This is a genomic window from Holdemania sp. 1001302B_160321_E10, assembly GCF_015552275.1.
GTDB lineage: Bacteria > Bacillota_I > Bacilli_A > Erysipelotrichales > Erysipelotrichaceae > Holdemania.
The window spans coordinates 72,511-96,406 of the sequence record NZ_JADNEM010000009.1; the positions used below are offsets into that span (position 1 = coordinate 72,511).

Annotated in this window: 25 protein-coding genes and 1 tRNA gene; 23 read left to right on the plus strand and 3 right to left on the minus strand. The window is 50.2% G+C overall.

Going from position 1 to position 23,896, the window contains the following annotated elements:
- Positions 1-16 precede the first annotated feature (16 nt).
- The 7 genes from I2D94_RS07270 (at position 17) to I2D94_RS07300 (ending at position 6,108) form a co-directional block, all read left to right on the plus strand.
- Positions 17-727 carry a phosphonate C-P lyase system protein PhnL gene (locus tag I2D94_RS07270; RefSeq protein ID WP_195396155.1) on the plus strand — a complete coding sequence of 237 codons (711 nt, stop codon included), beginning with the start codon at positions 17-19 and terminating at the stop codon, positions 725-727.
- Complete coding sequence (locus I2D94_RS07275) at positions 724-1,533, plus strand: PHP domain-containing protein (protein WP_195396156.1); 810 nt, start codon at positions 724-726, stop codon at positions 1,531-1,533. The genes I2D94_RS07270 and I2D94_RS07275 overlap by 4 nt, the downstream gene beginning before the upstream one ends.
- Positions 1,512-2,315 carry an inositol monophosphatase family protein gene (locus I2D94_RS07280; RefSeq protein ID WP_195396157.1) on the plus strand — a complete coding sequence of 268 codons (804 nt, stop codon included), beginning with the start codon at positions 1,512-1,514 and terminating at the stop codon, positions 2,313-2,315. Before I2D94_RS07275 ends, I2D94_RS07280 begins: the two co-directional genes overlap by 22 nt.
- A gap of 367 nt (positions 2,316-2,682) precedes the next feature.
- Positions 2,683-3,684: a PhnD/SsuA/transferrin family substrate-binding protein gene (locus tag I2D94_RS07285; RefSeq protein WP_195396158.1), complete on the plus strand. Its 1,002-nt coding sequence runs from the start codon at positions 2,683-2,685 to the stop codon at positions 3,682-3,684.
- A 20-nt stretch (positions 3,685-3,704) separates the two neighbouring features.
- A complete protein-coding gene (gene phnC / locus I2D94_RS07290) occupies positions 3,705-4,484 on the plus strand; it encodes a phosphonate ABC transporter ATP-binding protein (RefSeq protein ID WP_195396159.1) in 780 nt (259 codons plus the stop codon).
- Complete coding sequence (locus tag I2D94_RS07295) at positions 4,481-5,257, plus strand: ABC transporter permease (RefSeq protein ID WP_195396160.1); 777 nt, start codon at positions 4,481-4,483, stop codon at positions 5,255-5,257. Before phnC ends, I2D94_RS07295 begins: the two co-directional genes overlap by 4 nt.
- Positions 5,254-6,108 carry an ABC transporter permease gene (locus I2D94_RS07300; protein WP_195396161.1) on the plus strand — a complete coding sequence of 285 codons (855 nt, stop codon included), beginning with the start codon at positions 5,254-5,256 and terminating at the stop codon, positions 6,106-6,108. Before I2D94_RS07295 ends, I2D94_RS07300 begins: the two co-directional genes overlap by 4 nt.
- A 726-nt stretch (positions 6,109-6,834) precedes the next feature.
- Here I2D94_RS07300 and I2D94_RS07305 read toward each other — a convergent pair.
- Positions 6,835-6,923: transfer RNA gene (locus I2D94_RS07305), tRNA-Ser, on the minus strand.
- A 464-nt stretch (positions 6,924-7,387) separates the two neighbouring features.
- Positions 7,388-7,759 carry a DUF3899 domain-containing protein gene (locus I2D94_RS07310; protein ID WP_195396162.1) on the minus strand — a complete coding sequence of 124 codons (372 nt, stop codon included), beginning with the start codon at positions 7,757-7,759 and terminating at the stop codon, positions 7,388-7,390.
- Positions 7,760-7,983: 224 nt separating this feature from the next.
- Between I2D94_RS07310 and I2D94_RS07315 the strand changes: the two genes are divergently transcribed.
- From I2D94_RS07315 to I2D94_RS07360, 10 genes are all read left to right on the plus strand, one after another.
- Positions 7,984-8,295, plus strand: a complete 312-nt coding sequence (locus tag I2D94_RS07315; protein WP_072683586.1) for a hypothetical protein — start codon at positions 7,984-7,986, stop codon at positions 8,293-8,295.
- 38 nt (positions 8,296-8,333) lie between these two features.
- Positions 8,334-9,371, plus strand: a complete 1,038-nt coding sequence (locus I2D94_RS07320; RefSeq protein WP_072683585.1) for a V-type ATPase subunit — start codon at positions 8,334-8,336, stop codon at positions 9,369-9,371.
- A gap of 17 nt (positions 9,372-9,388) precedes the next feature.
- Positions 9,389-11,221, plus strand: a complete 1,833-nt coding sequence (locus tag I2D94_RS07325) for a V-type ATP synthase subunit I (protein WP_195396163.1) — start codon at positions 9,389-9,391, stop codon at positions 11,219-11,221.
- Positions 11,222-11,236: 15 nt separating this feature from the next.
- Complete coding sequence (locus tag I2D94_RS07330; protein WP_006060813.1) at positions 11,237-11,680, plus strand: ATP synthase subunit C; 444 nt, start codon at positions 11,237-11,239, stop codon at positions 11,678-11,680.
- 14 nt (positions 11,681-11,694) lie between these two features.
- The gene (locus I2D94_RS07335; protein ID WP_195396164.1) at positions 11,695-12,003 is read left to right on the plus strand and encodes a V-type ATP synthase subunit F; all 309 of its coding nucleotides are present in this window, start codon (positions 11,695-11,697) and stop codon (positions 12,001-12,003) included.
- A gap of 10 nt (positions 12,004-12,013) precedes the next feature.
- Positions 12,014-12,601: a V-type ATP synthase subunit E gene (locus tag I2D94_RS07340; RefSeq protein WP_195396165.1), complete on the plus strand. Its 588-nt coding sequence runs from the start codon at positions 12,014-12,016 to the stop codon at positions 12,599-12,601.
- A gap of 25 nt (positions 12,602-12,626) precedes the next feature.
- Positions 12,627-14,381 carry a V-type ATP synthase subunit A gene (locus I2D94_RS07345; protein ID WP_195396166.1) on the plus strand — a complete coding sequence of 585 codons (1,755 nt, stop codon included), beginning with the start codon at positions 12,627-12,629 and terminating at the stop codon, positions 14,379-14,381.
- 13 nt (positions 14,382-14,394) lie between these two features.
- A complete protein-coding gene (locus I2D94_RS07350) occupies positions 14,395-15,807 on the plus strand; it encodes a V-type ATP synthase subunit B (RefSeq protein ID WP_072683580.1) in 1,413 nt (470 codons plus the stop codon).
- A 4-nt stretch (positions 15,808-15,811) separates the two neighbouring features.
- On the plus strand, positions 15,812-16,438 hold the full coding sequence (locus tag I2D94_RS07355; RefSeq protein WP_006060818.1) for a V-type ATP synthase subunit D: 627 nt from the start codon (positions 15,812-15,814) through the stop codon (positions 16,436-16,438).
- Between the two features lie 99 nt (positions 16,439-16,537).
- On the plus strand, positions 16,538-16,984 hold the full coding sequence (locus I2D94_RS07360; protein ID WP_072683579.1) for a metallophosphoesterase family protein: 447 nt from the start codon (positions 16,538-16,540) through the stop codon (positions 16,982-16,984).
- Between the two features lie 161 nt (positions 16,985-17,145).
- Here I2D94_RS07360 and I2D94_RS07365 read toward each other — a convergent pair whose 3' ends face one another.
- Positions 17,146-17,622, minus strand: coding sequence for a GNAT family N-acetyltransferase (locus I2D94_RS07365; RefSeq protein WP_229056796.1), 477 nt, complete (start codon positions 17,620-17,622; stop codon positions 17,146-17,148).
- Between the two features lie 153 nt (positions 17,623-17,775).
- Here I2D94_RS07365 and sigG point away from each other — a divergent pair, with 153 nt between their 5' ends.
- The 6 genes from sigG to ileS all read left to right on the plus strand — a co-directional run bounded on the left by sigG (position 17,776) and on the right by ileS (position 23,681).
- On the plus strand, positions 17,776-18,549 hold the full coding sequence (gene sigG, locus I2D94_RS07370) for an RNA polymerase sporulation sigma factor SigG (protein ID WP_072683577.1): 774 nt from the start codon (positions 17,776-17,778) through the stop codon (positions 18,547-18,549).
- 81 nt (positions 18,550-18,630) lie between these two features.
- A complete protein-coding gene (locus I2D94_RS07375; RefSeq protein WP_072683576.1) occupies positions 18,631-18,897 on the plus strand; it encodes a YlmC/YmxH family sporulation protein in 267 nt (88 codons plus the stop codon).
- A gap of 159 nt (positions 18,898-19,056) precedes the next feature.
- Positions 19,057-19,464 carry a cell division protein SepF gene (locus I2D94_RS07380; RefSeq protein WP_195396168.1) on the plus strand — a complete coding sequence of 136 codons (408 nt, stop codon included), beginning with the start codon at positions 19,057-19,059 and terminating at the stop codon, positions 19,462-19,464.
- On the plus strand, positions 19,464-20,216 hold the full coding sequence (locus tag I2D94_RS07385) for an RNA-binding protein (RefSeq protein WP_195396169.1): 753 nt from the start codon (positions 19,464-19,466) through the stop codon (positions 20,214-20,216). Before I2D94_RS07380 ends, I2D94_RS07385 begins: the two co-directional genes overlap by 1 nt.
- A gap of 14 nt (positions 20,217-20,230) precedes the next feature.
- Positions 20,231-20,704 (plus strand): DivIVA domain-containing protein, encoded by a 474-nt coding sequence (locus I2D94_RS07390; protein ID WP_050767002.1) that lies wholly within the window; start codon positions 20,231-20,233, stop codon positions 20,702-20,704.
- A 247-nt stretch (positions 20,705-20,951) separates the two neighbouring features.
- Positions 20,952-23,681 carry an isoleucine--tRNA ligase gene (ileS, locus tag I2D94_RS07395; protein ID WP_195396170.1) on the plus strand — a complete coding sequence of 910 codons (2,730 nt, stop codon included), beginning with the start codon at positions 20,952-20,954 and terminating at the stop codon, positions 23,679-23,681.
- Positions 23,682-23,896 lie beyond the last annotated feature (215 nt).

The following is a 23,896-nucleotide window of genomic DNA, read 5'->3' on the forward strand; positions in this document are numbered from 1 at the left end:
AGGCAAGGAGATAGGTATGGAACAGAATGAACAGGTTTGTCTGCAGATCCGTGATCTGTCTAAACAGTTTACGATTTACAACAATGGTAAGACGATATATGCTTGCCAGCATGTCAACCTGACGCTGAATCAGGGAGAATTTATCGGCATTACCGGAAAAAGCGGAAGTGGTAAATCGACGATTTTAAAGGGGATTTACCGAACAAATTTGCCTCAGGCCGGAGAAATCTGGTATGCCAGCGAAAAATATGGATGGATTGATTTATGTCAGGCAACAGAACGGCAGATTCTTTATTTGCGGCGCTATGAGATTGGCTATGTCTCGCAGTTTTTACAGCTGATGCCGCGCACGACAGCCCGTCAGATTGTTGAAAATGCAATTTTGGAAATGGGGGGAAACACAGAAACAGCACGCCGGGAATCAGAAGCGATCTTGCGGCATTTTGAACTGGACGAAAGTTTGTGGGACACTTACCCTAACACCTTTTCAGGAGGGGAAAAACTGCGGCTGAATATTGCTTCAGCGATGGTAAAGCATCCGCGGCTGTTGCTGCTGGATGAACCGACGGCCTCTCTGGATCATCATTCCAAACTCAAGGTACGCGACCTGATTGAGCAGTTGAAACAGGAAGGAACGACGATGCTGGGAATTTTTCATGATCTGGAGTTCATGGAAAATCTCTGTGACCGCCAATATAATATGCAATTGGGAGCCATGGACGAATGAGCTGGGATTATCACATTCATTCAGATTATTCGGACTCAGATCAAACTTTAGAGCAAATTTTAAATCAGGCGAGGCAACGAAAGCTGGAAGCGATTGCGATAACAGATCATGACTGTATAGACGGAGCGTTGCAGGCAGCTAAGCTGAGTCAAAATTTGGAAGTAGTTTTGGGGATTGAAATCAGCGCGCAGGGTGAACAAGGGCAATCTATTCACATTTTGGGTTATGATTTTGATCCGGAAGCTGTTCATTTGCGTAAACTTTGCCAAAAGACTCTGATACAGCAGCAGGAACGCTCGTTGTGGCAGATTGATCAGCTTCAGCGAGCCGGATATTCAATTACAGTTAATGAAGTAAATAAACGTTTGGGGCACGGTGGTTGGATTTATAAGCAGCACATTATGGATGTTCTGATAGAAAAAGGAATTGCAGAAAGTCTTAGCGGAGATTTTTATAGAAAAACATTTAAAAACGGCGGAATTTGCGAACGAGCTATTGTTTTTCCATCCGTGCTGGAAGCGATTAAGGCTATTCACGCTGATCATGGTCTAGCTGTTTTAGCGCATCCTGGACTTTCTAACTGTATCGAACAAATTTGGAAATGGAAAGACTTAGGTCTGGACGGCGTAGAAACTGGGCATAGCTCACATTCTTTCAGTCAGATGATGCGGCTGCATGAGATCGCGATGGCGTTAGGCTTGATTGAAACTGCGGGCAGCGATAATCATGGACGTTATGGCAAAGAACCGCCGATCGGATCGGTCAGCTGGAGAGGAGAACGTTTATGTCGGCAGAAGAAAAACTAATTTTTGCGCAGTCTTTGATACGTGAAGCAGGTGCGCGTCTGCGCAGTCGTTCTCTGAGCGAATTAAAAATTCATTTAAAAAATAAGGATATTAGTGATTTAGTTAGTGATGCCGATAAGCAAACAGAAAAGTTTTTGGTTTCTGCGATCCGCAGGCGATTCAAAAATCAAAGCTTTTTGACGGAAGAAAAATCTGTGGCCTTTAAACCGGGTGCGCAGGTGTGGATTATTGATCCTATCGACGGGACGACCAATTTCATAACTTGGAAACGGGACTATACAATTTCCATAGCTTATTATGAAGAAGAAAAACCGGTCTTCGGACTGGTTTACGACGTTGAAGCTGACGATCTTTACTTGGGGATTACCGGCGAAGGCGCTTGGAAAAACGGTGAAAAAATGGCGAAGCTTCCGCAGGATAAGCCGTTGTCTAAATGTCTGGTTGATGTCAGCTTGAAAAGTATATCGTTGTTAAAAATTAAGTGTGGGATTCAGTTGGAAAAATTAGCGTCATATATTCGTGGACATCGTAGTATGGGCTGTGCTTCCTTATGCTTATGTCGGCTGGCAGCCGGAGAACTTGACGTTTATCTTTCCGCTCATTTAAAAACATGGGATTATGCCGCCGCGGTAATTTTGATTAATGAAACCGGCGGAGCCTGGGGGCTGCCTTTCCATAACCGGCAGGCGATATACAGTACCTCTGTTCCTTTTTTGGCAGCCGTTAACCGAGGCTTGTATATACAGATAGTAAATAAGTTTTTAACAGTTAATCGGATTTGATGTTGCGTTTCCTTAATCATGGCAAATCAGTCGCAGACGCGGCTTTTTTTCGATGGAGAAGGTTCAGCCGGCGGAAAATATGAAAATACATAGAAAAGACTTGAAACCGCTGGCGTAACATATAGAAACAGTATGATCGATCATATAAAAAGTGAAAAATGCAATGAAATTGGCAAACTGCTTTTGACTGCTGCGAATGGCTTAAAATGATAAAAGTGAGTCCGGTCTGAATCTGTTAATGGGCATTAACATAGGCTAAAAAAAATTAACATAAAATAAACGGTGATTCAATTCTATTTCTGTAATTTCTTGATAAAATAGCCCTGTCTTCGTAATCAGAACTAAAGAAGACTCGAGGAGGATATTGATGAAAAAACTTGTCACGGTATTGTTGGCCGCTTGTCTGCTGGGAACCGCTGGTTGTTCTGCAAATAACGGATCATCCGAAAACAGAGGTTCAGCGGGCGGACTGGAAAAAATTACAGTTGCATTCTTACCAAACGAGCAATCGACAGGCTTGTCCAAAACTAATGAAATGCTGGTAGCAGAAATTCAAAATGCGTTAGGTGACGACGTTAAAGTCGAAGGCATTGTCTGTGACGACTATTCTGCGGTTTCCGAAGCAATTTTAACAGGCACTGCTCAAATTGCCTGGGAGTCAGGCGCAACTTTTGCGGCGGCTCACATGGCGGATGAGGCTGTTATTCCGCTGTTTACCTATGGCGAAGATGCCGACGGCGACGGCAAAGGGGATCTGGATCATGCCGTTTATAAAGCCTATATCGCAACCGATATTAAAAATAAAGCAGATTTTGAAGGCAAAAACCGTGACGAAATGTTTGAGCAGCTTTTAGGTAAAAGTTTCTCTTTCGTCAGCGCAACTTCGACTTCAGGCCGTTTAGTTCCTACCACCTCATTGTATATGGTGTTTGGACCGGATGGTATGAAAAAAGTAACGGAAAAAAGTCAAATATTTGAAAAGACTGACAAAGAAGGCGGACTCTTTTCAGAAGTCCAGTTTGGTGGCAACCATCCGGGCAGCGTTCAACTGATTGTGACCGATAAGGTGTATGCCGGCGCGTTCTGCTGCCAATATGGAGAGGATTACAAAGATCAGCTGTATATTATTGATACGGTGGACGTTCCGAATGGTCCGCTGTGGGTTAATTCGAATTATATTACTGAGGATCAGCAGAAAGCTTTGATCGATCACTTTGTTAACCTAACGCCGGAAAATTGCGTAACAGACTTCTTTGACGCCGAAAAAGGCTTCTTCTATGAAACTGATCATCCGGAACTGAATCGCTTTGTACAGCAGCCCGCAGATTTCTATGATTTCCTGTTTGAAATGTATAAGGACGAGAAGTAATTACGAAAGGGGAACGTCACATGACAGAAATTTTATCGCTTAGACATGTGTCGAAGGTTTATGATAACCGTGTTCAGGCACTGAATGACGTTAGCTTCGATGTTCATCAAGGCGAGCTGATTTCTATTATTGGGCCTAGCGGAGCAGGAAAATCAACCCTGCTTCGCTGCATAAATCGAATGATTGAAGCAAGCGAAGGGCAGATTCTATTTTTAGGACAAGATGTAACGGCGGCGGATAAAAAACAGCTGAAGGAGGTCCGAAAGAATATTGGGATGATCTTTCAAAATTACAATTTAGTTTACCGTTTATCGGTGATTGAAAACGTCATGCACGGCCGGCTGGGAAATTATTCTGCGTTTCAAAGTACGCTCGGGTTGTATCGTAAGGAAGATGTTGAGGAGGCTCAGCGTCTGTTACAGATGCTTGGATTGCAGGATCGTTTGTATGAAAAATGTTCTAAGCTTTCAGGCGGACAGAAACAGCGTGTCGGGATTGCCCGCGCTCTCTTGCAGCATCCTAAGATGATTTTGTGCGACGAACCGATCGCTTCGCTGGATCCGCAGTCTTCTAAGGTAATTATGGAATATCTTCGAGACATTGCAACTTCAATGAATATCCCATGTCTGGTCAATTTGCATCAGGTGGACGTTGCGCTGCATTATTCTGATCGGATTATCGGCATGCATCAAGGGGAAGTTGTTTTCTACGGTTCCCCTCATGATTTGGACGACGCGGTTATTGAAAAGATTTATGGCAAAGGACTAGAGGATTTATTAAACCATGGAGGCCAGGCATGAGTTATTTTCGGGAGAAACGGATGCGTACCGTGTTTTTCCTTGTTATTGGTTTTTTTCTGACCCTGGTGGGGTCACAGCGTATTCAATTCGACTGGGTTTTGATGATCACCCACTTTCCAGCTGCAATAGGCCGTTTTATCCAGCTCTACCTTCCGCCAGATTTTAGTGAAATGGGGCGGATGATTCAGGAAATGGGTGTGACGATTTTGATTTCGTTGGCCGCGGCGGCGACAGGGATGATTCTGGCTTTCTTCGCCGCGCTAGCAATTTCAGCGCGGACGTCAAAAAACAAAAGTATCGCGCTGATTGTCAGAATGCTGGCTTCCTTAACTCGTAATATTCCTGAAGGCGTATGGGCGATCGTTTTGCTGATGTGTTTCTGGTACGGTGAATTTCTTGCCTATCTGGTTATGAGTATTATCTCTTTTGGTTTCCTGGCCAGAGTATATGCGGATGCCATGGACGAGACGAATATGGAATGCATTGAGGCGTTGGAGGCAACCGGAGCTTCCTATTGGCAGATCGTTATCAGCGCCGTGATCCCGGAAACGATGCCAGCCTTGATTTCCTGGAGTTTATATGCTGCAGAAAACAATATTCGATCGTCGACAATTATCGGTATGCTGGCAGGCGGCGGAATTGGATATCTGATTGGCAATTACCGGCATTTCCGCCAGTTTCAATCCCTGTTTGTCGCAATTGCTTTGGTTGTTGCCGCAGTTTTGGTCTTTGATCAAATTTCAACTCAAATTCGTAGGAGGATTTTGCAATGAGTGCTTTAGTTTCTGATATTCAAGCTCCTGCTGTTCCTTTGATAAAAACGCGGAGCGGACGTTATCGGCTGAATCAGAAAGATATGTCTTCTTGGCTGATTTTGACTGTAGGAATTATGTTTCTGTTTGCTTTGATATTCTTTCTCGGTTTTGTTGCTAACTATAAATGGGATCAATTTTCTCCGGCGGCCGCAATGAAAATTGCGACAGAATTTTTCCGCTTCGATAAGATTGCGTTGGCAGATCAGCTGTCGATCCTGTCATTGCTTATCAATACGATTATTCTTGGATTTATTACGACTGTTCTGGGTGCTTTAATCGGCCTGCCTTTTGGATTGATAGCTGCGCGCAATTTATCCTGGCCCTGGCTTTCTAATATCATTAAAGCGCTGGCTAGCTTTGTCCGGGCGGTTCCGACCATCATTTGGGTGTTATTGTTTATTTCTGGTTATGGTCTGACATCTACAACAGCGATTGTCGGCATGGTTTTCCACAGCTGGGCTTTCTTTGTTAAAAGTTATAGCGAATCTTTTGAAGAAGTTGACTCCGGTACAATCGAAGCGCTGCGTTCTACTGGCTGTACGTCTTTGCAAGTTATCAGTGGCGCGGTGATTCCCAGCGCTTTAACGCGAATGATTTCCTGGATTGCGATGCGCAGTGAAATTAACTTTGCAGTTGCTGTGGTTGTTGGACCGGCGGTCGGAGTTGCGGGGACGATTGGCTCTGTCATCAATGGTTATTCGAGAGTCGGCAATTACAGTGGATTGGGATTCTCTTTATTCAGTGTCTTTCTGACTGCATTAATCTTTGAGTTAATTCTGGCACGTCTGAAACAAAGATCAGCTGGCTAAAGAGGCTGGAACGCTTTTGCCTTTTGCGTTACAGCCTCTTTTTTGCGATGCGGATACCACGAGCTATGTGCGTGATGCCATGGCATGAAGGGTTAAAAAACAAATGCCCTCCGATACAGTGAAAAGGTCTGACAGTCAACGATAAAATGAAGGAGGTATTTTTCAAATGAATGACAAACTGTTTATCATACACGACATGACGAGGCCAATATCATATTATTATCGTGCTAGAATAGCGAAGAATGGGATCTATAGTAAATTGAGGTTGAACATCGGAAAGGAACTGAGAATGTTGATCGAAAGAAAATTAGGATAGAAGCTATTGGAAGCGGAAGCGTGTCCGGATCATACGCCGATGCTGATCGAAATCACGCCGAAGTATAATAGTTTTAAAGGGTCAACCGATAAGTTAAGTTCCACTTCAAAAAAGGAAAGAGAAAAGTGAAAATTACTCATATAAATGCGATAAAATAAGAGGGAAATGAAAGAAATTAGCCTGTAGACCTAGACTGGGTTTGATATTTGGCTTATAAGATAGAGATGGAAAAAAGCATAAAATACAACGAATTAAAACATGCGGTAAGCTCGGAAAATGGTAAAGAAAAGCTGGCAGGGACTGGTTTCCGTCTTAACCAGCTGCGCAGGGTTTAGGATTGTGTTGACGCCTGCGGGGATTCGCGTTTGGAAAATACAAAAAAGCTCTCAATAGAGAGCTTTAGCTGCATATGGCGGAGAAAGAGGGAGTCGAACCCCCGCAGGCTTTCACCTCTGCCAGTTTTCGAAACTGGTCCCTTCGGCCACTTGGGTATTTCTCCGGGTGCTTTTCTATTATACAAAATTCTTTTCAAAAAATCGAGCCTTAAATGAAAAAAATGCAAAAAAAGTGTTATTGTTCACCGGTAAGCAAGAAAAAAGAATATGGATAAAAACTGTTAAGGAGGGTTTTTACTCGAAATTGGGCAAAGAAAAAAGGTCAGGCAGGATAAACCTTCATTTCATGCTTTGTCCTGCCTGCTTCTTTGTATGGATATTCTATGTCTGCCCGAAACCGAATAAGAATCTTAAGGAGAAAACTATAATATTTCTTCTTTTTTCAGGCAGCCACTGAGCGGCCTGAGGATCATGGCTTAGCCTGTGCCAATTTCGGACTGCATTTTACGAAAAGAAAACGCAATCAAGGCTCTTTAACGTGTTTATCACTAATACGCTCTTTTTTCATTTAATAGCAGCAAAAAAGTTCAAAGGCGTTCGAAATGATGATGATCCGATTCTGTTTTGATCAGAATATTTCATAAAAGATTGTTAATAGAATACTCAACGTCAGAAGCAAAACGGCAAGCTTTAATACAAAGTGTCCGCTGTCTTTTCGCAGCGCTTTCTGTTTCTGTGCGTAATCGAAATACCGCTGCGATTGCGCCTCAGGATGCCGCGTCAACAAGTTCTTCGCCGAAGAAAACGAATAGGTCATAAAATCAAAATAACCGCCGTGGATCAAAAACTCAACCAGTCCCCCAACAAGCAGAACCAGACTGAGGATCGACAGAACGTCGATAAACATCAATAACGGATTGTCAGAAAAAAAGGCGCACCCGGCGCTGAAAATCAACGCCGCCAAAGTGAAGCTCAATAAAGATTTAAGATTTTTTTTCATACGCTACCTCGGGGGCTATTATATCAAATCCTGCACGAAAGATGAAACTAATTTCACAAAATTGTCATATTTCATTCCAAATTTTTAAGGATATCATTCGCAACATTGGTACGATTTTTAGTCAATGCAGTAAAATTAAAGGTTTCATTTTTTCCATGATTGAAAATTGATTTTGAAAGGAATATACTAAGTGGCGTGCTTTAAACAAGGAGGGAGGTCGTGCTATGGAATCTGAGATCCTGGATCTGATTCAAGCGGATCAGAAGACGCGAAAAGCGGTAGAAGAAGCGCATCGGATGAAATTTGAGCTGAAGCGGAAAATTGCCGATACGGAAAAGCAGATCAGCGAAGACGCGTGGAAAGAAGTTCATCAGCGGGTCGACGCCAAAAAAGCCGAGCTGGATTATCAGATCAGCCAGGTGGAATCCGAGAATTTGAAGGAATATGAGCAGGAGCTGAAGCGGCTTCAGGCTCATTATCTGGAGAAAAAAGAGGAATGGCAGAAAGAACTGGTTCGCCGTTGCCTGGAAATTTGAACGTCCAGCATACGACCTAGTTAAAAAGGAGGGGTGCCATGGGAACCGCATCGAATGCAGCAATGGCGACCAAAGCCAAGGCGATGTTTGGAAAACGGCTGACGGCTTCGGATTACCAGCAGCTGCTGCAGAAGAAATCAATTCCGGAAATCGCTTCTTATCTTAAAAACGAAACGCTGTTTCGGGAAGCGCTGGAAGGATACAGTGAAACCGGGCTGCACCGCGGTCAGCTGGAAATGCTGATCCGGCGCGATCTGGGAACCCGGCTGTCCCGGCTTTTACGGTATGCCAGTACCAGTGGGGATAAGTTTTATCGCTACGGCATCATGATGAGCGAGGTTGAGCAGATCATGGCCTGCATCCGCGCCTTTAATGATGAGGACAACTACAAGATGATCGGCGAGCTGCCGCTGTATATCGAAAAGAGTACGTCGTTCGATATCCGGGCGCTGGCTCAGGTGCGTGATTTCAATGCGCTGCTGGAAGTGCTGGATAAAACGCCGTATGCCGATCTGATCCGTCCATTCTCCGTGACGGACATGGAGGAGTTTGATTATACGGCCTGCGAAAGCGTCCTGCAGAAGTATTTCTATGATCAGGTCATGAAGATCGTCGATCAGGAGTTCAGCGGCAAGGTGAAAAAGGAGATCCGGGAGATTTTCCTGACCCAGATCGAATTGGACAACATCACGCGGATTTATCGTTCCAAACGGTATTTCAACGCGACGCCCGCGCAGATCAAAAAAGTCATCAATCCGGTTTACCTGCGGATACCGAAGCGGGAATTGGAGGATATGATCGATCACTGCAACGCTGAGGAATTCATGGAACGGCTGGCCCGTTCCGCCTATCACAACTATCTGGATTCCTCCAACTTCGCGTACATTGAATATCACGCGCAGTCGATCAATTATAACCTGAACAAGCGGCACATGATGTTTTCGACCAATCCGGACATCGTGCTGATCGCGTATCTGGTATTGTCGGAAACGGAAATTCAAAACGTCGTTGATATTATCGAGGGTGTCCGCTACGGAATCCCGGCTGATAAGATTAACCGGCTGTTGATTTATTAAGAAGAAAGGGGGAGCTTATGTCAATCGTAAAAATGAAGCTGGCGACGGTGCATGCCGGAGCCGATCAGTTTCAGGACGTGCTGAAACGCTGCGTGTCCTGCGCTCAGTTCCATCCGGAACCGGCCGCGCATCTGATCAACGATGAAAACGGCGGCAAGGCGCTGCAGGACGAAAACGTCTACAACGAATACCTGAACCAGCTGAAAAATATTGGCCATAGCGTCGGTTTCGAAATGAAAGCCGGACCGGTCAGCCGCAGCTATGAAGAAGCGGAAATCGAAGCGTTTATCAAGGAAGTCAACGAGCAGTTCGCGCTGATCGCGGATACGCACGAGCTGATGACCTTGACGGACAATGATGAAATCGCTTTGGAAAAAGTGCGGAGCTATGGATTTGAGGCGATGCATGAGTGCCAGTATATTTCGTTCGGAATGGGCCGCCTGCCGGCTGAAAGCTTCAAGAAGCTGAGTCTGATCGAAAAGAAGAACTTCGTCGTTGAGGAGCTGCATAAAAGCGGCCAGTACGTCTGGATCCTGTATGCGACGTCCAACACCTTCGTTAAAGAAGTCAGAAAATGTATGGAAAGCCTGTTCATCGAGGAAATTCCGATCCCGCGCATCGACGGAAAGAAAATCCTGGAACAGTATAAGGAAAAGCTGACGGAGGTTTATTCCTATTGCGCTTATACCAGTGAAATCCGCAAGCTGTACCGCTATGTCGTGCAGGTGCAGGACGACTATCAGCTGGCTGGCTTTGTGCCGGAAAAATCAGCGGATCAGTTTGTCCGGCTGTTTGACGGGCTGAATGTCCGCGTCGATCTGGCTGAACCGGAAACGGCGCCGCAGCTGGTGCCGCCGACGATGCTGCACAATGCCTGGCTGTTCCGTCCGTTTGAGATGTTTGTCGAGATGTATGGTCTGCCGAATTATCACGACCTGGATCCGACGCCGTTTGTGGCCGTCACGTTCTGCCTGTTGTTCGGCATCATGTTCGGCGATCTCGGTCAGGGCGCGCTGCTTCTGATCGGCGGTCTGCTGCTGGAAAAAATCAAGCATAACCGGCTGGCCGGCATCGTCGGCCGGGCGGGATTGACGTCGATGATCTTCGGCTTCCTGTTCGGATCAGTCTTCGGTGTGGAAACACTGCTCAATCCAGTGCATCAGAGCCTGTTCGGCGTTCGCGAGAAGCTGTTTGAGGTCATGGACGCCAGCGCGACGATGCCGTTATTGATCGGCGCGGTCGCGATCGGCGCAGTGCTGATCCTGATGACGATGATCATCAATATCTATCTGAATATCAAGCGCAAAGAGATGGCGGAAGCGCTGTTCTCGCAGAACGGCGTGGCCGGATTTATTTTCTACGGCTATATCATTCTGTTTTTGATCGGCATGTTCATGCCGGATATGCTGCCGTTTAATCCGGGAAGCAAGCCGCTCATGGTCCTGTTCATCGGCGTGCCGGTCGTCCTGTTCTTCATGAAGGAACCGTTAAACGGCTTAATGAAGGGCGAGGGGCTGACGCCGCATCAGGGCTGGGGCAACTTTGCGCTGGAAGAAGTGTTTGAAGTGCTGGAAATCATTCTGAGCTTCGTCACCAATTCCCTGTCTTACCTGCGTGTCGGCGGTTTCGTTCTGAGCCATGCCGGCATGATGCTCGTCGTCATGACGCTGGTCAAAATGACCGGCAACGCCGGACCGGTCGTCTTCGTGCTGGGCAACTTGTTTGTCATGGGCTTAGAAGGTCTGATCGTCGGCATTCAGACATTGCGTCTGGAATATTATGAAATGTTCAGCCGTTACTTTGTCGGCAACGGGAAGAAATTTACGATGATCTCATCGGAAAATGCATAAGGAGGAAAATAAACCATGTTAACATTACTTGAAATGCTGCTGCCTTTGATCGCCGTGATCCTGGTGATCGCTCCGCTGTTCTTCATCTACAAAAAGGGCGCTTCCGCTGAAAACCTGAAAACCAAGCTGATCGCGCAGATCTGCGTCTTCGGCGGCGTCTTCGTCTTAGCTGTGCTGTTTCAGTTCGGCGGCGTCCATGCGCTGGCGGAAGGCACGGCGGCCGCCAATTCCATCACCGGCACTTTAGCTCAGGGGATGGGCTTTATTGCAGCGGCGCTGGCGACGGGCTGTTCGGCAATCGGCGCCGGCTGGGCGGTGGCTTCCGCGGCTCCGGCAGCGATCGGAGCGATCTCGGAGAATTCGGAAAACTTTGGTAAGGCGATCATCTTCGTCGCGTTGGGCGAAGGTGTTGCGATCTACGGTCTGCTGATTTCCATCCTGATCATCAATAAGCTGTAAGATCGGGGATCGTCATGAAACTTTATTTGATCAGTGACAATATTGATACCCAGATGGGCATGCGCTTAGCCGGGGTCGAAGGCGTCGTGGTCCACGAACGGGACGAGGTGCTGGCCGCTTTGAACAAAGCGATCGAGGACCCGGAGGTCGCGATCGTGTTAATGACGACGAAAATCGTCAACACCTGCCCGGACGTGGTATCCGATTACAAGCTGCGGCTGTCCAAGCCGCTGCTGGTCGAAATTCCAGATCGTCACGGGTCAGCCAAAATCGGAGAAACGATCGACCGCTACATCAGCGAAGCGATCGGCATCAAATTGTGAGGTGAAAACAATGGCAGAGAAGACAGAAGCGCTCACGGCCATCCTGGAGGACATTCAGGATCAGGCCGGCTTGGTTACCGATCAGATTCATTCTGAGGTGCAGCAGCTGCAGGACGAGGAGATTCATTTCTTCACGGAATCGCTGCATAAGGAAACCGGGCACTACGAAGAAAAAGAAATCAGCGAGCTGGAGCTGCTGCAAGCCACGAAGACCTCCCAAGCCAAGCTGAAAATCAAGCGGGATCTGCTGGCGCAGCGCCAGGCGATGGCCGCGGAACTGTTTGACCACGTGGCTGACGCGCTGAAAGCGTTCGTGGCTTCCTCCGCTTACGCGGATTTACTCGAAAAGAAGCTGGATAAGCACGCGAAGATCGCCGGCAAGGCCGGAACGTTCATCGTGCGCGAACAGGACGAAGCGCTGATGCGCGAAATCTTAAAGCGCAAGGGCTTTTCCCAGCCGGTGGAAACAGCGTATCTGGAATTTGGCGGATGGCGCTTTATGTGTCCGTCAGAGGGCTTTGAGATCGACGAAACGCTGGACAACGCATTAAGAAATCAGAAAGAGTGGTTCCAGAACAATTCCGGATTCACATTGTAATACGACGAAAACCGAGGTGAAGACATTGAATAACAATTTGATCTATTCAATCAACGGACCGGTTGTCACCGTCAAGGATTCCAAAGACTTTTCCATGCAGGAGATGGTCTTTGTCGGCAATAAGGAAATGATGGGGGAAGTCATCGGCATTGATGAACAGTACACGACGATTCAGGTGTACGAATCCACCACGGGTCTGAAACCGGGCGAACCGGTTCGGCCTTCCGGATCTCTGTTGTCTGCGACGCTGGGGCCGGGAATTCTGAAAAATATCTTCGACGGCATCGAACGTCCGTTAAAAGAGCTGATGGAAACCGAAGGCGCGTTCATTGCCGCCGGAACGATGGTTTCCCCGCTGGATGAAGAAAAACTGTGGGACGTGACGATGCAGGTCAAGCTGCACGACCGTTTGCGTCCGGGACAGATCTACGCGACCTGCCCGGAAACCGAGCTGATTGAGCATCGCTGCATGCTCAGTCCGATGCTTCCGGAAGGCGAGGTCATTTTCGTCGCTGAAAACGGTCAATTTCATATCAACGACGAGATCGTGCGGATCCGTGACGATCAGGGCGAAGAACATGCGTTGACGCTCACTCAGAAATGGCCGATCCGCAATCCGCGGCCGGTCGGCTATCGCAAGCCGATCACCCGTCCGCTGATCACCGGCCAGCGCGTCATCGACACGCTGTTTCCGATCGCCAAGGGCGGCGCAGCCGCCATTCCGGGCGGGTTTGGCTCGGGCAAGACGATGACCCAGCATCAGCTGGCGAAATGGTGCGACGCCGACATCATCGTGTATGTCGGCTGCGGCGAGCGCGGTAACGAAATGACTCAGGTTCTGGAGGAATTCACGGACCTGATCGACCCGAAAAGCAACAAGCCGCTGCTGGCGCGGACAGTCTTGATCGCCAATACGTCCAACATGCCGGTCGCGGCGCGTGAAGCGAGCATTTACACCGGCATCACGCTGGCGGAATATTACCGCGATATGGGCTATCACGTCGCGATCATGGCCGACTCCACCAGCCGGTGGGCGGAAGCGCTGCGTGAAATTTCCGGACGTCTGGAAGAAATGCCGGCGGAAGAAGGCTTCCCGGCGTATCTGCCGTCGCGGATCTCGCAGTTCTATGAACGTGCGGGCTATATCGAAACCTTAAACGGAGCCGAGGGTTCCGTCACGATTATCGGCGCGGTCTCGCCGCAGGGCGCGGACTTCTCCGAGCCGGTCACCCAGAATACCAAGCGGTTTGTGCGCTGTTTCTGGGCGCTGGATAAGTCGCTGGCGTATGCCCGTCACTATCCGGCGATCAACTGGAACGACAGCTATTCCGAATATCTGGACGATCTGGCACGCTGGTACGACAAGAACGTCGACCATGAATTCAACGCGCTGCGTCAGGAAATTCAGGCGATCCTGCATGAAGAGAATCAGCTGATGGAAATCGTCAAGCTGATCGGCTCCGACGTGCTGCCGGAAGATCAGAAGCTGACGATGGAAATCGCCAAAGTGATCCGCGTCGGCTATCTGCAGCAGAACGCTTACCATCCAGCCGATACCTACGTGCCGTTTGAGAAGCAGTTCAAGATGCTGAAGATTATCTCGTATCTCAATGCTCAGGCCAAAAAGCTGGTGGCCAGGCGGATTCCGGTATCGCTGATTGCCAAGACCGGAATTATCGACAAGGTCGTCAAGATCAAATACGACGTACCGAATGATCAGCTGGAGCTTCTGGACGGTTATTTTGAGATGATCGATCAGGCTCTGGCCCAGGTGGAATAGGAGGAGAAAACAGATGAGCGTTCAATTAATGGGTTTGAATGAAATCAACGGTTCTCTTGTTGCCCTGGACAACGTCGAGGACGTCAGCAATGAAGAAATGGTTGAAATCGAGCTGACCGACGGCTCCGTGCGCAGCGGCCGTGTCGTCCAGATCGAAGGCCGGCGCGCGATCATTCAGGTGTTTGAAGGCACGACCGGATTATCCAAAATTAACAACAAGACCCGGCTGTTAGGTCATCCGATGGAGCTGGCGGTGTCCCAGGAAATTCTGGGCCGGATCTTCAACGGCGCGGGCGAGCCGATCGACGGTTTGGGCGAGGTGTACGCGGAGAAGCGTCTGGATATCAACGGTCAGCCGCTCAATCCCGTTGCCCGGAAATATCCGCGCAATTATATCAACACCGGAATTTCTGCGATTGACGGTTTAAACACGCTGATCCGCGGGCAGAAGCTGCCGATTTTCTCCGGCTCCGGTATGCCGCATGACAAGCTGGCCGTTCAGATCGTCCGGCAGGCGCAGCTGGCCGAGGGTGATGGGAAGAACTTCGGCATCGTGTTCGGCGCGATGGGCGTCAAGAACGACGTCGCCGATTACTTCAAGCGCAGCTTTGAGGAAACCGGCGTCATGGAAAAGGTTGTCATGTTCATCAATCTGTCCAACGATCCGATTATCGAACGGACGCTGACCCCGCGCTGTGCTTTGACGGCCGCGGAGTATCTGGCGTTTGAAAAGAACATGCACATTCTGGTCATCTTAACGGATATGACCTCATATTGCGAGGCGCTGCGTGAAGTGTCCAGTTCCAAGGGTGAGATTCCGGGCCGTAAGGGATATCCGGGATATCTGTACTCCGATCTGGCTTCGCTGTATGAAAGAGCGGGGATTGTCGAGGGCGTGGAAGGCTCGGTCACGCAGATTCCGATCCTGACGATGCCCAACGACGACATCACCCATCCGATTCCGGACTTAACGGGCTATATCACCGAGGGCCAGATCGTACTGGACCGCTCGCTGCATCAGACCGGGATTTATCCGCCGATCGGCGTGTTGGCTTCCTTGTCCCGTCTGATGAAAGACGGCATCGGCGAAGGCTATACCCGCAAGGATCATGCCGACGTGTCCAACCAGCTGTTCGCCTGCTATGCCAAGGTGCAGGACGCGCGCTCGCTGGCTTCGGTTATCGGCGAGGATGAGCTGTCGGATATGGATAAGAAATACATGGCGTTCGGCCGGCTGTTTGAGAAGGTCTTCGTCGGTCAGGGCTTTGATTCCAAGCGTTCGATCAACGAAACGCTGGATCTGGGCTGGGCGCTGTTGTCCACGCTGCCGATCGAAGCGCTGGATCGTCTGGATCCGGAAGTCATCAAGGGAAATTACGATCCGAAGCGGGCCGCGCGGATGCTGAATCTAAGCGGTCAGGAGTAGGCTTATGGAAAACAAGGTATTCCCGACCAAGGGCAACCTGATCGCGTCCAAAAAGTCGCTGGCGCTGGCCCGGATGGGCTATGATCTGCTGGACCGCAAACGGAACGTGCTGATCCGCGAAATGATGCAGTTAGTCGATAAAGTTAAAATGCTGCGTGACGAGATTACCCAGAGCTATGCGACGGCGTATTATCTTCTGCAGCAGGCCAACGTCTCAACCGGCATTATCTCCGATATCGCCGCCAGCGTGCATGTCGAAACCGGCGTGCATGTCACCTACCGCTCAGTCATGGGCGTTGAGGTGCCGTCCGTCAGCATCGAACCGTCGGAAACGAAAATGGAGTATGGCTTTGAAGGCACGAACTCCCGTGTCGATGAAGCGTACCTGCAGTTTCACCGCGTCAAGGAGCTGACGATCATCCTGGCGGAGGTCGACAACAGCGTGTACCGGCTGGCTAATGCGATCCGCAAGACGCAGAAGCGGGCCAACGCGCTGAAGAATATCAGTATTCCGAATCTGGAAGCGACCGTGAAATTCATCACAGAATCGCTGGAAGAAAAAGACCGTGAGGAATTCTCCCGCCTGAAGGTCATCAAGGCGAACAAGGCGAAGGAAACCGCCGTCGAATAAATGGTAAAAAACCGCAGAAATCCGCAAATAAGGCCGGATTCGCTGCGGTTTTTTTGGGGTTTGGCGTATAATAAGGGACACGAGGGAGGATGAGCGGCAATGCGGATAGGTTTGATCTCGGATACGCACAACGTCCTGCGTCCGCAGGTAATCGAACTGTTAAAAACTTGCGATGCAATCTGGCATGCGGGCGATTTCTGCGAACCGGAAATCTGGGAAGCGCTGAACGCGCTGAAACCGCTGCGCGGCGTGCAGGGCAACAATGACGAAGATCCTTTTTTTGAACGGCTGCCTACTATCGACGAGTTTGACTGCGGAGGGCTGCATATTGCGATGGCGCACAGCCGACGTTCGCTGGATTGCGTGCGGGCTGATCTGAAAATTTTCGGTCATTCCCACCAGTTTTGCGACGAGCAGCTTAAAACGGTGCGCTGGCTGAATCCCGGCAGCTGCGGGCGAAAGCGGTTTAATCTGGAGCTGACGATGATGATATTGACAATTAAGGATCAGAAGCTGCAGGTCGAGCGGATCGATCTTAGCCGCTAAGAAGTCCGGCTGCGGCGAGCTTTGCCGCAGCTTCGACCTTGAACCGGAAATCAAAAAAAGAACGGAACTCTGAAATCAAAGTTCTGTTCTTTTTTCTATGTTTCCGGCAGCCAGGCCGCTTTCATAATGCTCCATGATTTTAAATCATGAAACTTCGCAGCTTACAATCCAGCCAGCTGACGGATCTTGTCTTCGCTTAGCCGCCAGGTCGTCCATTCCGTCAGGCCTTCTGCGCCCAGATTTTGATAAAAGGCGATCGACGGAGCGTTCCAGTTGAGGCATACCCATTCCATCCGGCCACAGCGGCGCTCGACGGCGATTTCCGCCAGCCGTTTGAAGAACGCTTTGCCGTAGCCGCGGCCGCGTTTTTCCTGCAGGACGTACAAATCTTCCAGATACAATCCTTTCCGGCCGACAAACGTTGAGAAGTTGTGGAAATACAATGCAAAGCCAACGACCTGACCGTCCTCCTCACCTAACAGTACTTCCGCCCGGCGTTCGACGAACAGCTGGTCGTAAAGGGTGGCGTCGTCCCAGACGACCTCATCGCTCATTTTTTCATATTCCGCAATCAGCCGGATGAACCGGCTGATCGTCGCGCAGTCTTCCGGCTGCGCCTGTCTGATTGTAAAACCCATGATGTCCCTCCTGATCTCATTCTGGAATCTATTGTACCGAATTTCAGACCGGATGACCATCCCTTTTCTTCCAAAGAGTGCCAGAGGAATGCGGGAATATTCCTCTGCGGGCCGGGAAAACTTCCATTACGCACATCAGGAGGGTCCGGGTCAATGGGTAAATATAAAGTAGAGATCTGCGGCGTCAACACGGCGACGCTGCCGGTTTTAAAGAGTCAGCAGATGACGGAGCTGTTCGTTCAGCTGCAAAACGGCGATTTGTCAGCCAAGGAGAAGCTGATCAACGGCAATCTCAAGCTTGTTCTGTCGATCGTCCAGCGCTTTGCGCACCGCACGGAAAACATGGACGATTTGTTTCAGATCGGCTGCATCGGACTGATCAAGGCGATTGATAATTTCGATCTTTCCCATGAAGTCCGCTTTTCAACCTACGCCGTCCCGATGATCATCGGCGAGATCAAGCGTTATCTGCGGGACAACCAGATGATCCGGGTCTCGCGGCATCTGAAGGATCTGGCATACAAGGTATTGAAGGAAAAAGAAGCGTTCATCCATGCGAATCAGCGTGAGCCTTCGCTGGCGGAACTGGCGGAGATCATGGGCGTCAAGGAAAAAGAGATCGCCGAAAGTCTGGAATCGCTGCAGAGCGTCGTCAGCATCTTTGAGCCGATCTACAACGACGACGGCGACACGTTGTACCTGCTGGATCAGATCAAGGATGATCACGATGAGATCGGCAAGCTTTCCAGTCTGATCGCACTGAAGGAAAGCATGAAGCATTTGAGCGATAAGGAAGCCCAGATTATCAACAAGCGCTACTATCAAGGCCAGACGCAGACAGAAATCGCCTCTGAACTGGGAATTTCCCAGGCCCAGGTGTCGCGCCTGGAAAAAAGCGCGCTGCAATGTCTGAAAAAGAATTTCTGACCCTTTTCGATTTTTTTAGAGTCGATTCGATCGTTTGCACAAAAATCCGCCGGCGGCATACACTGAAAACAGGTGATAACTATGAAATTCAGTGAACTGCAGGACAAACAGGTCGTCAATGTTCAGGACGGCACCCTGATCGGCCGCGTCGAAGATTTGGACGTATCGCTGACCAACTACCAGGTTCAATCGTTTCTCGTCGGCAGGAATACCGGCTGGCTTCGTTCGTTGTTCGCGTTTTTATTTCCGCCGGCGCGGATCATCGTCTGCCTGGATCAGGTCGTCAGCGTCGGTGAAGATGTGATCCTGATCCATCCGCGGACCAAGAGCGGCAAGGGGAAGGAGTAAACGGCTGGAAAGCTTTGGAAAACAGAAGCCGGAATTTCGTTCTTTTTCGCTAAAATTCGTGTGAAAAAGGCGGTTGAAATCCTTTCATTTCTGTGAACTCGGTATTCCCTTGCGCAGATTTATGATATAATGAACGAGAACTAAAGGAAGGTGCAAACCATGGGAGTATTAGATAAAATGAAGAATTTCATCGCTCCGGTCGACGATGATTACGATGAGGAAGAACTGGAAGTAGAAGAAGACGAGATCGCCGCGCCCGTCAAATATGAACAGCCGCAGACAAAAGGTGTGACCAGAATCGCTTCAGATACGAAAATGGTTTTGTTTGAACCGCGTTCGTTTGACGAAGCCGAGGAAGTCGCGAAGCATTTGAAGGAAAGACGCGCCGCCGTCGTTAATCTGCATCGGCTGCAGCGGGAGTACGCGCAGCGCACGATCGACTTTTTAACGGGCGTCGTGTTCGCGCTGGATGGAACGATTCAGAAAATCGGCCACAACGTCATTCTGTGCACCCCGAAGTCCATTGCCGTCCACGGTGAAATCAGCCTGGACAGCGATGAGGAATAGTGCGGACCCCGCATTTTTCGGAGTCGGACGAAGCCGCGCTGCAGGCCCGGCTGGAAGACTGGATTGATCAGTGCAGGACGCGCCGCAAGCCGGTGCGCTCCTGTTTTCTTTCGCCTTCCCAACAGGAAGCGCTGAAACCGTTTCTGCCGTGGGATCTGGCGTATCGCTGGGACGGCGGTTGTGCGGAGGCCCAGCGGAAAAAGCTGATTCTGGCTCCGGAGGAAGACGCGTGCGTCAGCGATATCGTCTGTTTGACCGCACGGATTTCGGATAAATTTGTGCAGATCAAGCATCCTGACGTCTTAGGCGCGCTGATGAACCTGGATCTCGACCGCTCGCAATTTGGGGATCTGTGGGTTGAGCCGGGTCGGATTGTGATCTACACCAGCGAAGAGCTGGCGGATTACGTCTGTATGAACCTGACGCGGATTCATAAGCTGTCGATCCGTCTGGAACGCTCGTCGATGATGTATGAGCCGGTCGTAAAGAAGCAGGCGCTGACGGTGATCGTCACGGCGCTGCGGCTGGACTGCGTGATCGCGGGATTATGCCGGATGTCACGGGCGAAGGCGCAGGATTGGATCCGGGCGCAGAGAGTGTCGGTGAATCACAAAATTCTTGATGAATGCGACTTTCTGTGTCATAATGAAGACACGATTTCCGTGCGCGGGTACGGGCGTTTTGTGCTGAAAGGCCAGCGCGGTCAGACCCGCAGCGACCGGATCGTCGCTGAATTTGAACAGTATGTTTAAAAGGAGGGATTTCTTTGGAACCGGGAACGCCGAAATTCCGAGTGATGAAAAACGGATACGACCGCTTTGCCGTCGACGACGCGGTTGACCGGTATGTCCGGGAAATTGATTCTCTGAAAAAACAGCTGGATCTGACCAGCCGTCAGATCCAATCCGCCAACGAACAGCTGGCGGTGATCCGTCAGCGTTATCAAACGTTGGTCAGCGAACTGACTGTGAAGGAAAAGGCGGCCGACGATATCGCGCGCCTGGCCCTCAAGGAAGCCAACACGATCATCGAAACCGCGCAGAACAACGCGGACGCGATCGTAAGCGAAGCCTTGACGACCGCCCGGATCATCCTGAACGACCTCTCGCGCATCGCGTCGGAGGCGACGGAGATGAAGGGCGATATGCAGGAACAGCTGTCCTCGCTGATGGGGATGCTGGATCAGTTTGAAATTCCGCCGGTTCCGAAATCGGAATGGCTGAATCAGGAAAAGCTTTGATGCAGGACGCGCCGGTTCCACGGCAACGGGAGTGCAGAGAGTCTGCGGGTTGGTGAAACGCAGAACCCCGGGTGGACAGGACATCACCTGCGAGCTGTCTTTTTGAAATGAGTAGGAAAGACCGCGGCTCGGCGTTATGAGAGAAGCGCATTCTTCCCCTGAGGGCGGAAGGGTGAACAAAGGTGGTACCGCGCAGAACTGCGTCCTTTTCTAAGGGCGCTTTTTTATTGTTGAGGAGGTAGAGGACATGGATTACAAAAACACACTGCTGATGCCGAATACGAAGTTCGAGATGAGAGGCAAGCTGCCGACGAAAGAACCCGGCTATCAGACCCGCTGGAAAGAACAGGACATCTATGAAAAAATGCTGGCGAAGCGCGAGGGCTGCGAAGCGTTTGTGCTGCATGACGGGCCGCCGTATGCCAACGGCGACATCCATCTGGGCCACGCGTTAAACAAGATTTTAAAGGACGTCATCGTGCGCTCGCATTACATGGCCGGCTACAAGGTGCCGTACATCCCGGGCTGGGATACCCACGGTCTGCCGATTGAAACAGCGATCACCAAGCTGGGCTACGACCGCAAGAAGATGGAGCTGTCGGCATTCCGCAAGCTTTGTTACGATTATGCTCTGGAACAGGTTGAACGGCAGAAAGCCGGTTTCCTGGCGTTGGGCGTGGTCGGTGATTACGATCACCCTTACATCACATTAAAGAAGGAATTTGAAGCACATCAGATCCAGATCTTCGGTCAGATGGCGATGGACGGTCTGATCTACAAGGGCTTAAAGCCAGTCTACTGGTCCCCATCCAGCGAATCGGCCTTAGCGGAAGCGGAAATCGAATACAAGGACATCAAGTCGCCGACGATCTTCGTCAAGTTTGCGGTGAAGGACGGCAAAGGTCTCCTCGATAACGAGACTTCGTTTGTGATCTGGACGACGACGCCGTGGACGATCCCGGCCAACCTGGCGATCTGTCTGAATCCGGAGCTGACCTACGCGTTAGTGGACAGCGAAAAGGGCAAGCTGATCGTATTGGAAGAACTGGTCGACACGCTGTGGGCCAAGTTCGGATTGGAAAAGAAAGACATTATCAAGACCTTCAAGGGCCGCGAGCTGGAGATGATCACCTGCCAGCATCCGCTCTACGACCGTGAGTCGTTAGTCATCCTGGGCGATCACGTCACCGCCGACGCCGGCACCGGTTGTGTTCATACAGCTCCGGGCTTCGGTGCGGACGACTTCTTTGTCGGCCAGAAATACGGCCTGCCGGCTTACTGCAACGTTGATGAGCACGGCTGCATGATGGAGGACGCCGGGGACTGGCTGAAAGGTCAGTACGTCGATGACGCCAACAAGACCGTTGCCAATCGCCTGGACGAGTTGGGCGCGCTGCTGAAGCTGGAATGGATCACCCACTCCTATCCGCATGACTGGCGGACGAAAAAACCGATCATTTTCCGTGCCACGACGCAGTGGTTCGCTTCGATCGACAAGATCCGCACCGAGCTGCTTCAGCAGATCGACAACGTTGACTGGATTCCGAAGTGGGGCCAGCAGCGTATGCACAACATGATCGCCGACCGCGGCGACTGGTGCATTTCCCGCCAGCGCGCCTGGGGCGTTCCAATTCCGATCTTCTACAATGAAGACGGTACGCCGATCATGGAAAAAGCAGTCTTTGAACATGTCGCCGATCTGTTCCGTGAGCATGGAAGCAATATCTGGTTTGAGAAGGACGCGAAGGAGCTGCTTCCGGAAGGCTACACCAATCCGGCATCCCCGAACGGTGAATTCACAAAGGAAACCGACACGATGGACGTCTGGTTTGACTCCGGTTCCTCGCATACCGGCGCGATGATCGAACGCGGCCTGGGCTATCCGGCCGACCTGTACTTTGAAGGCAGCGACCAGTACCGCGGCTGGTTCAACTCGTCGCTGATCGTCGGCACCGCCGTGCATGGACAGGCGCCGTACAAGCAGGTGTTAAGCCATGGCTTTGTCATGGACGGCAAGGGCGTCAAGATGAGCAAGTCGCAGTGGAACGCTGTTGCGCCGGGTGAAATCACGAAGAAATACGGCGCTGATATCCTGCGTTTGTGGGCAGCCAGCGTCGATTACCAGGCCGACTGCAGCATGTCCGAGGAAATTCTGAAGCAGATCAGTGAGAACTACCGCAAGGTCAGAAATACGTTCCGCTTCTTACTGGCAAATATCAACAACGAAGATGACTTCACAAAAGCCGACCTCGTTGCGGTCAGCGAGCTGCCGAAGCTTGATCAGTACATGCTGGCGCTGCTCGACGAGGTTAACGCGAAATGCCAGCTGGCCTATCAGGAATATCGCTTCTCCGACGTTACAACGCTGCTGACAAATTTGATGACGAATGAATTCTCGGCTTATTATCTCGATTTCACCAAGGATATCCTGTATATCGAGAAGAAGGACTCCCCGCGCCGACGTCAGGTTCAGACTGTGCTGTATCACGCAGTCAACGTTTTAGTCCGGCTGTGGGCGCCGATTCTTGTCCATACTGCGGAGGAGGTCAACGATTTCTTTAAGGGTGAGGAAGAAAGCATTCATCTGGGCCGGTTTGCGGAACCGTTTAACATTGCGGACGCCGAAGCCTTAAAGGCCAAGGTCGGCCGGCTGATGCAGATCCGTTCCGATATCTTTAAAGCGTTGGAAGAAGCCCGCGCGGAGAAGGTCATTGGCAAGTCATTAGAGGCGGAAGTGCTGGTCAACGTCAGCGACGAGGACCGCGCCTTGATCGCGGAGCTGTGCGGCGATCAGTTCCACCAGTGGCTGATTGTCTCGAAGGTCAGCTTCTCAATCGACGAGCTGAAACCGTATGACGTCTGCCAGGTTGAAATTGTCAAGGCAGAAGGCACGGTCTGCCCGCGCTGCTGGAATATTTCCGATCAGGCCGATGAGGAAGGACTGTGTCCGCGCTGCCGCAAGGTGCTCGGCCTGTAAGTCTTGTTCACTCATTTAAGATCCCGTTCGCGGGGTCTTTTTTATCCCTTTCTCTAACGATGGAATTTTTATTCCTTAACGTGAACGCCTGCTTTGTCAGAACAGAAAAAGCAGGAGCGGTCCGCGGAAAAAAGCAGGTGAGAGATAGACAAAAGGGCACGAAAGTCCACGGTTTTTTCATTTCTTTGTTCAGCGGAATCTGATATAATCATTAA

Bases quoted from the DNA above. Each gene is read 5' to 3' on its own strand.
- I2D94_RS07295 (WP_195396160.1), top strand. From the start codon at position 4,481: ATGAGTTATTTTCGGGAGAAACGGATGCGTACCGTGTTTTTCCTTGTT.
- I2D94_RS07300 (WP_195396161.1), top strand. From the start codon at position 5,254: ATGAGTGCTTTAGTTTCTGATATTCAAGCTCCTGCTGTTCCTTTGATA.
- I2D94_RS07355 (WP_006060818.1), top strand. From the start codon at position 15,812: ATGGAAAACAAGGTATTCCCGACCAAGGGCAACCTGATCGCGTCCAAA.
- I2D94_RS07375 (WP_072683576.1), top strand. From the start codon at position 18,631: ATGAAATTCAGTGAACTGCAGGACAAACAGGTCGTCAATGTTCAGGAC.
- I2D94_RS07360 (WP_072683579.1), top strand. From the start codon at position 16,538: ATGCGGATAGGTTTGATCTCGGATACGCACAACGTCCTGCGTCCGCAG.
- I2D94_RS07325 (WP_195396163.1), top strand. From the start codon at position 9,389: ATGTCAATCGTAAAAATGAAGCTGGCGACGGTGCATGCCGGAGCCGAT.
- I2D94_RS07380 (WP_195396168.1), top strand. From the start codon at position 19,057: ATGGGAGTATTAGATAAAATGAAGAATTTCATCGCTCCGGTCGACGAT.
- I2D94_RS07285 (WP_195396158.1), top strand. From the start codon at position 2,683: ATGAAAAAACTTGTCACGGTATTGTTGGCCGCTTGTCTGCTGGGAACC.
- I2D94_RS07275 (WP_195396156.1), top strand. From the start codon at position 724: ATGAGCTGGGATTATCACATTCATTCAGATTATTCGGACTCAGATCAA.
- I2D94_RS07350 (WP_072683580.1), top strand. From the start codon at position 14,395: ATGAGCGTTCAATTAATGGGTTTGAATGAAATCAACGGTTCTCTTGTT.
- I2D94_RS07320 (WP_072683585.1), top strand. From the start codon at position 8,334: ATGGGAACCGCATCGAATGCAGCAATGGCGACCAAAGCCAAGGCGATG.
- ileS (WP_195396170.1), top strand. From the start codon at position 20,952: ATGGATTACAAAAACACACTGCTGATGCCGAATACGAAGTTCGAGATG.
- I2D94_RS07310 (WP_195396162.1), bottom strand. From the start codon at position 7,759: ATGAAAAAAAATCTTAAATCTTTATTGAGCTTCACTTTGGCGGCGTTG.
- I2D94_RS07335 (WP_195396164.1), top strand. From the start codon at position 11,695: ATGAAACTTTATTTGATCAGTGACAATATTGATACCCAGATGGGCATG.
- I2D94_RS07330 (WP_006060813.1), top strand. From the start codon at position 11,237: ATGTTAACATTACTTGAAATGCTGCTGCCTTTGATCGCCGTGATCCTG.
- I2D94_RS07365 (WP_229056796.1), bottom strand. From the start codon at position 17,622: ATGGGTTTTACAATCAGACAGGCGCAGCCGGAAGACTGCGCGACGATC.
- I2D94_RS07340 (WP_195396165.1), top strand. From the start codon at position 12,014: ATGGCAGAGAAGACAGAAGCGCTCACGGCCATCCTGGAGGACATTCAG.
- I2D94_RS07315 (WP_072683586.1), top strand. From the start codon at position 7,984: ATGGAATCTGAGATCCTGGATCTGATTCAAGCGGATCAGAAGACGCGA.
- sigG (WP_072683577.1), top strand. From the start codon at position 17,776: ATGGGTAAATATAAAGTAGAGATCTGCGGCGTCAACACGGCGACGCTG.
- I2D94_RS07280 (WP_195396157.1), top strand. From the start codon at position 1,512: ATGTCGGCAGAAGAAAAACTAATTTTTGCGCAGTCTTTGATACGTGAA.
- I2D94_RS07270 (WP_195396155.1), top strand. From the start codon at position 17: ATGGAACAGAATGAACAGGTTTGTCTGCAGATCCGTGATCTGTCTAAA.
- phnC (WP_195396159.1), top strand. From the start codon at position 3,705: ATGACAGAAATTTTATCGCTTAGACATGTGTCGAAGGTTTATGATAAC.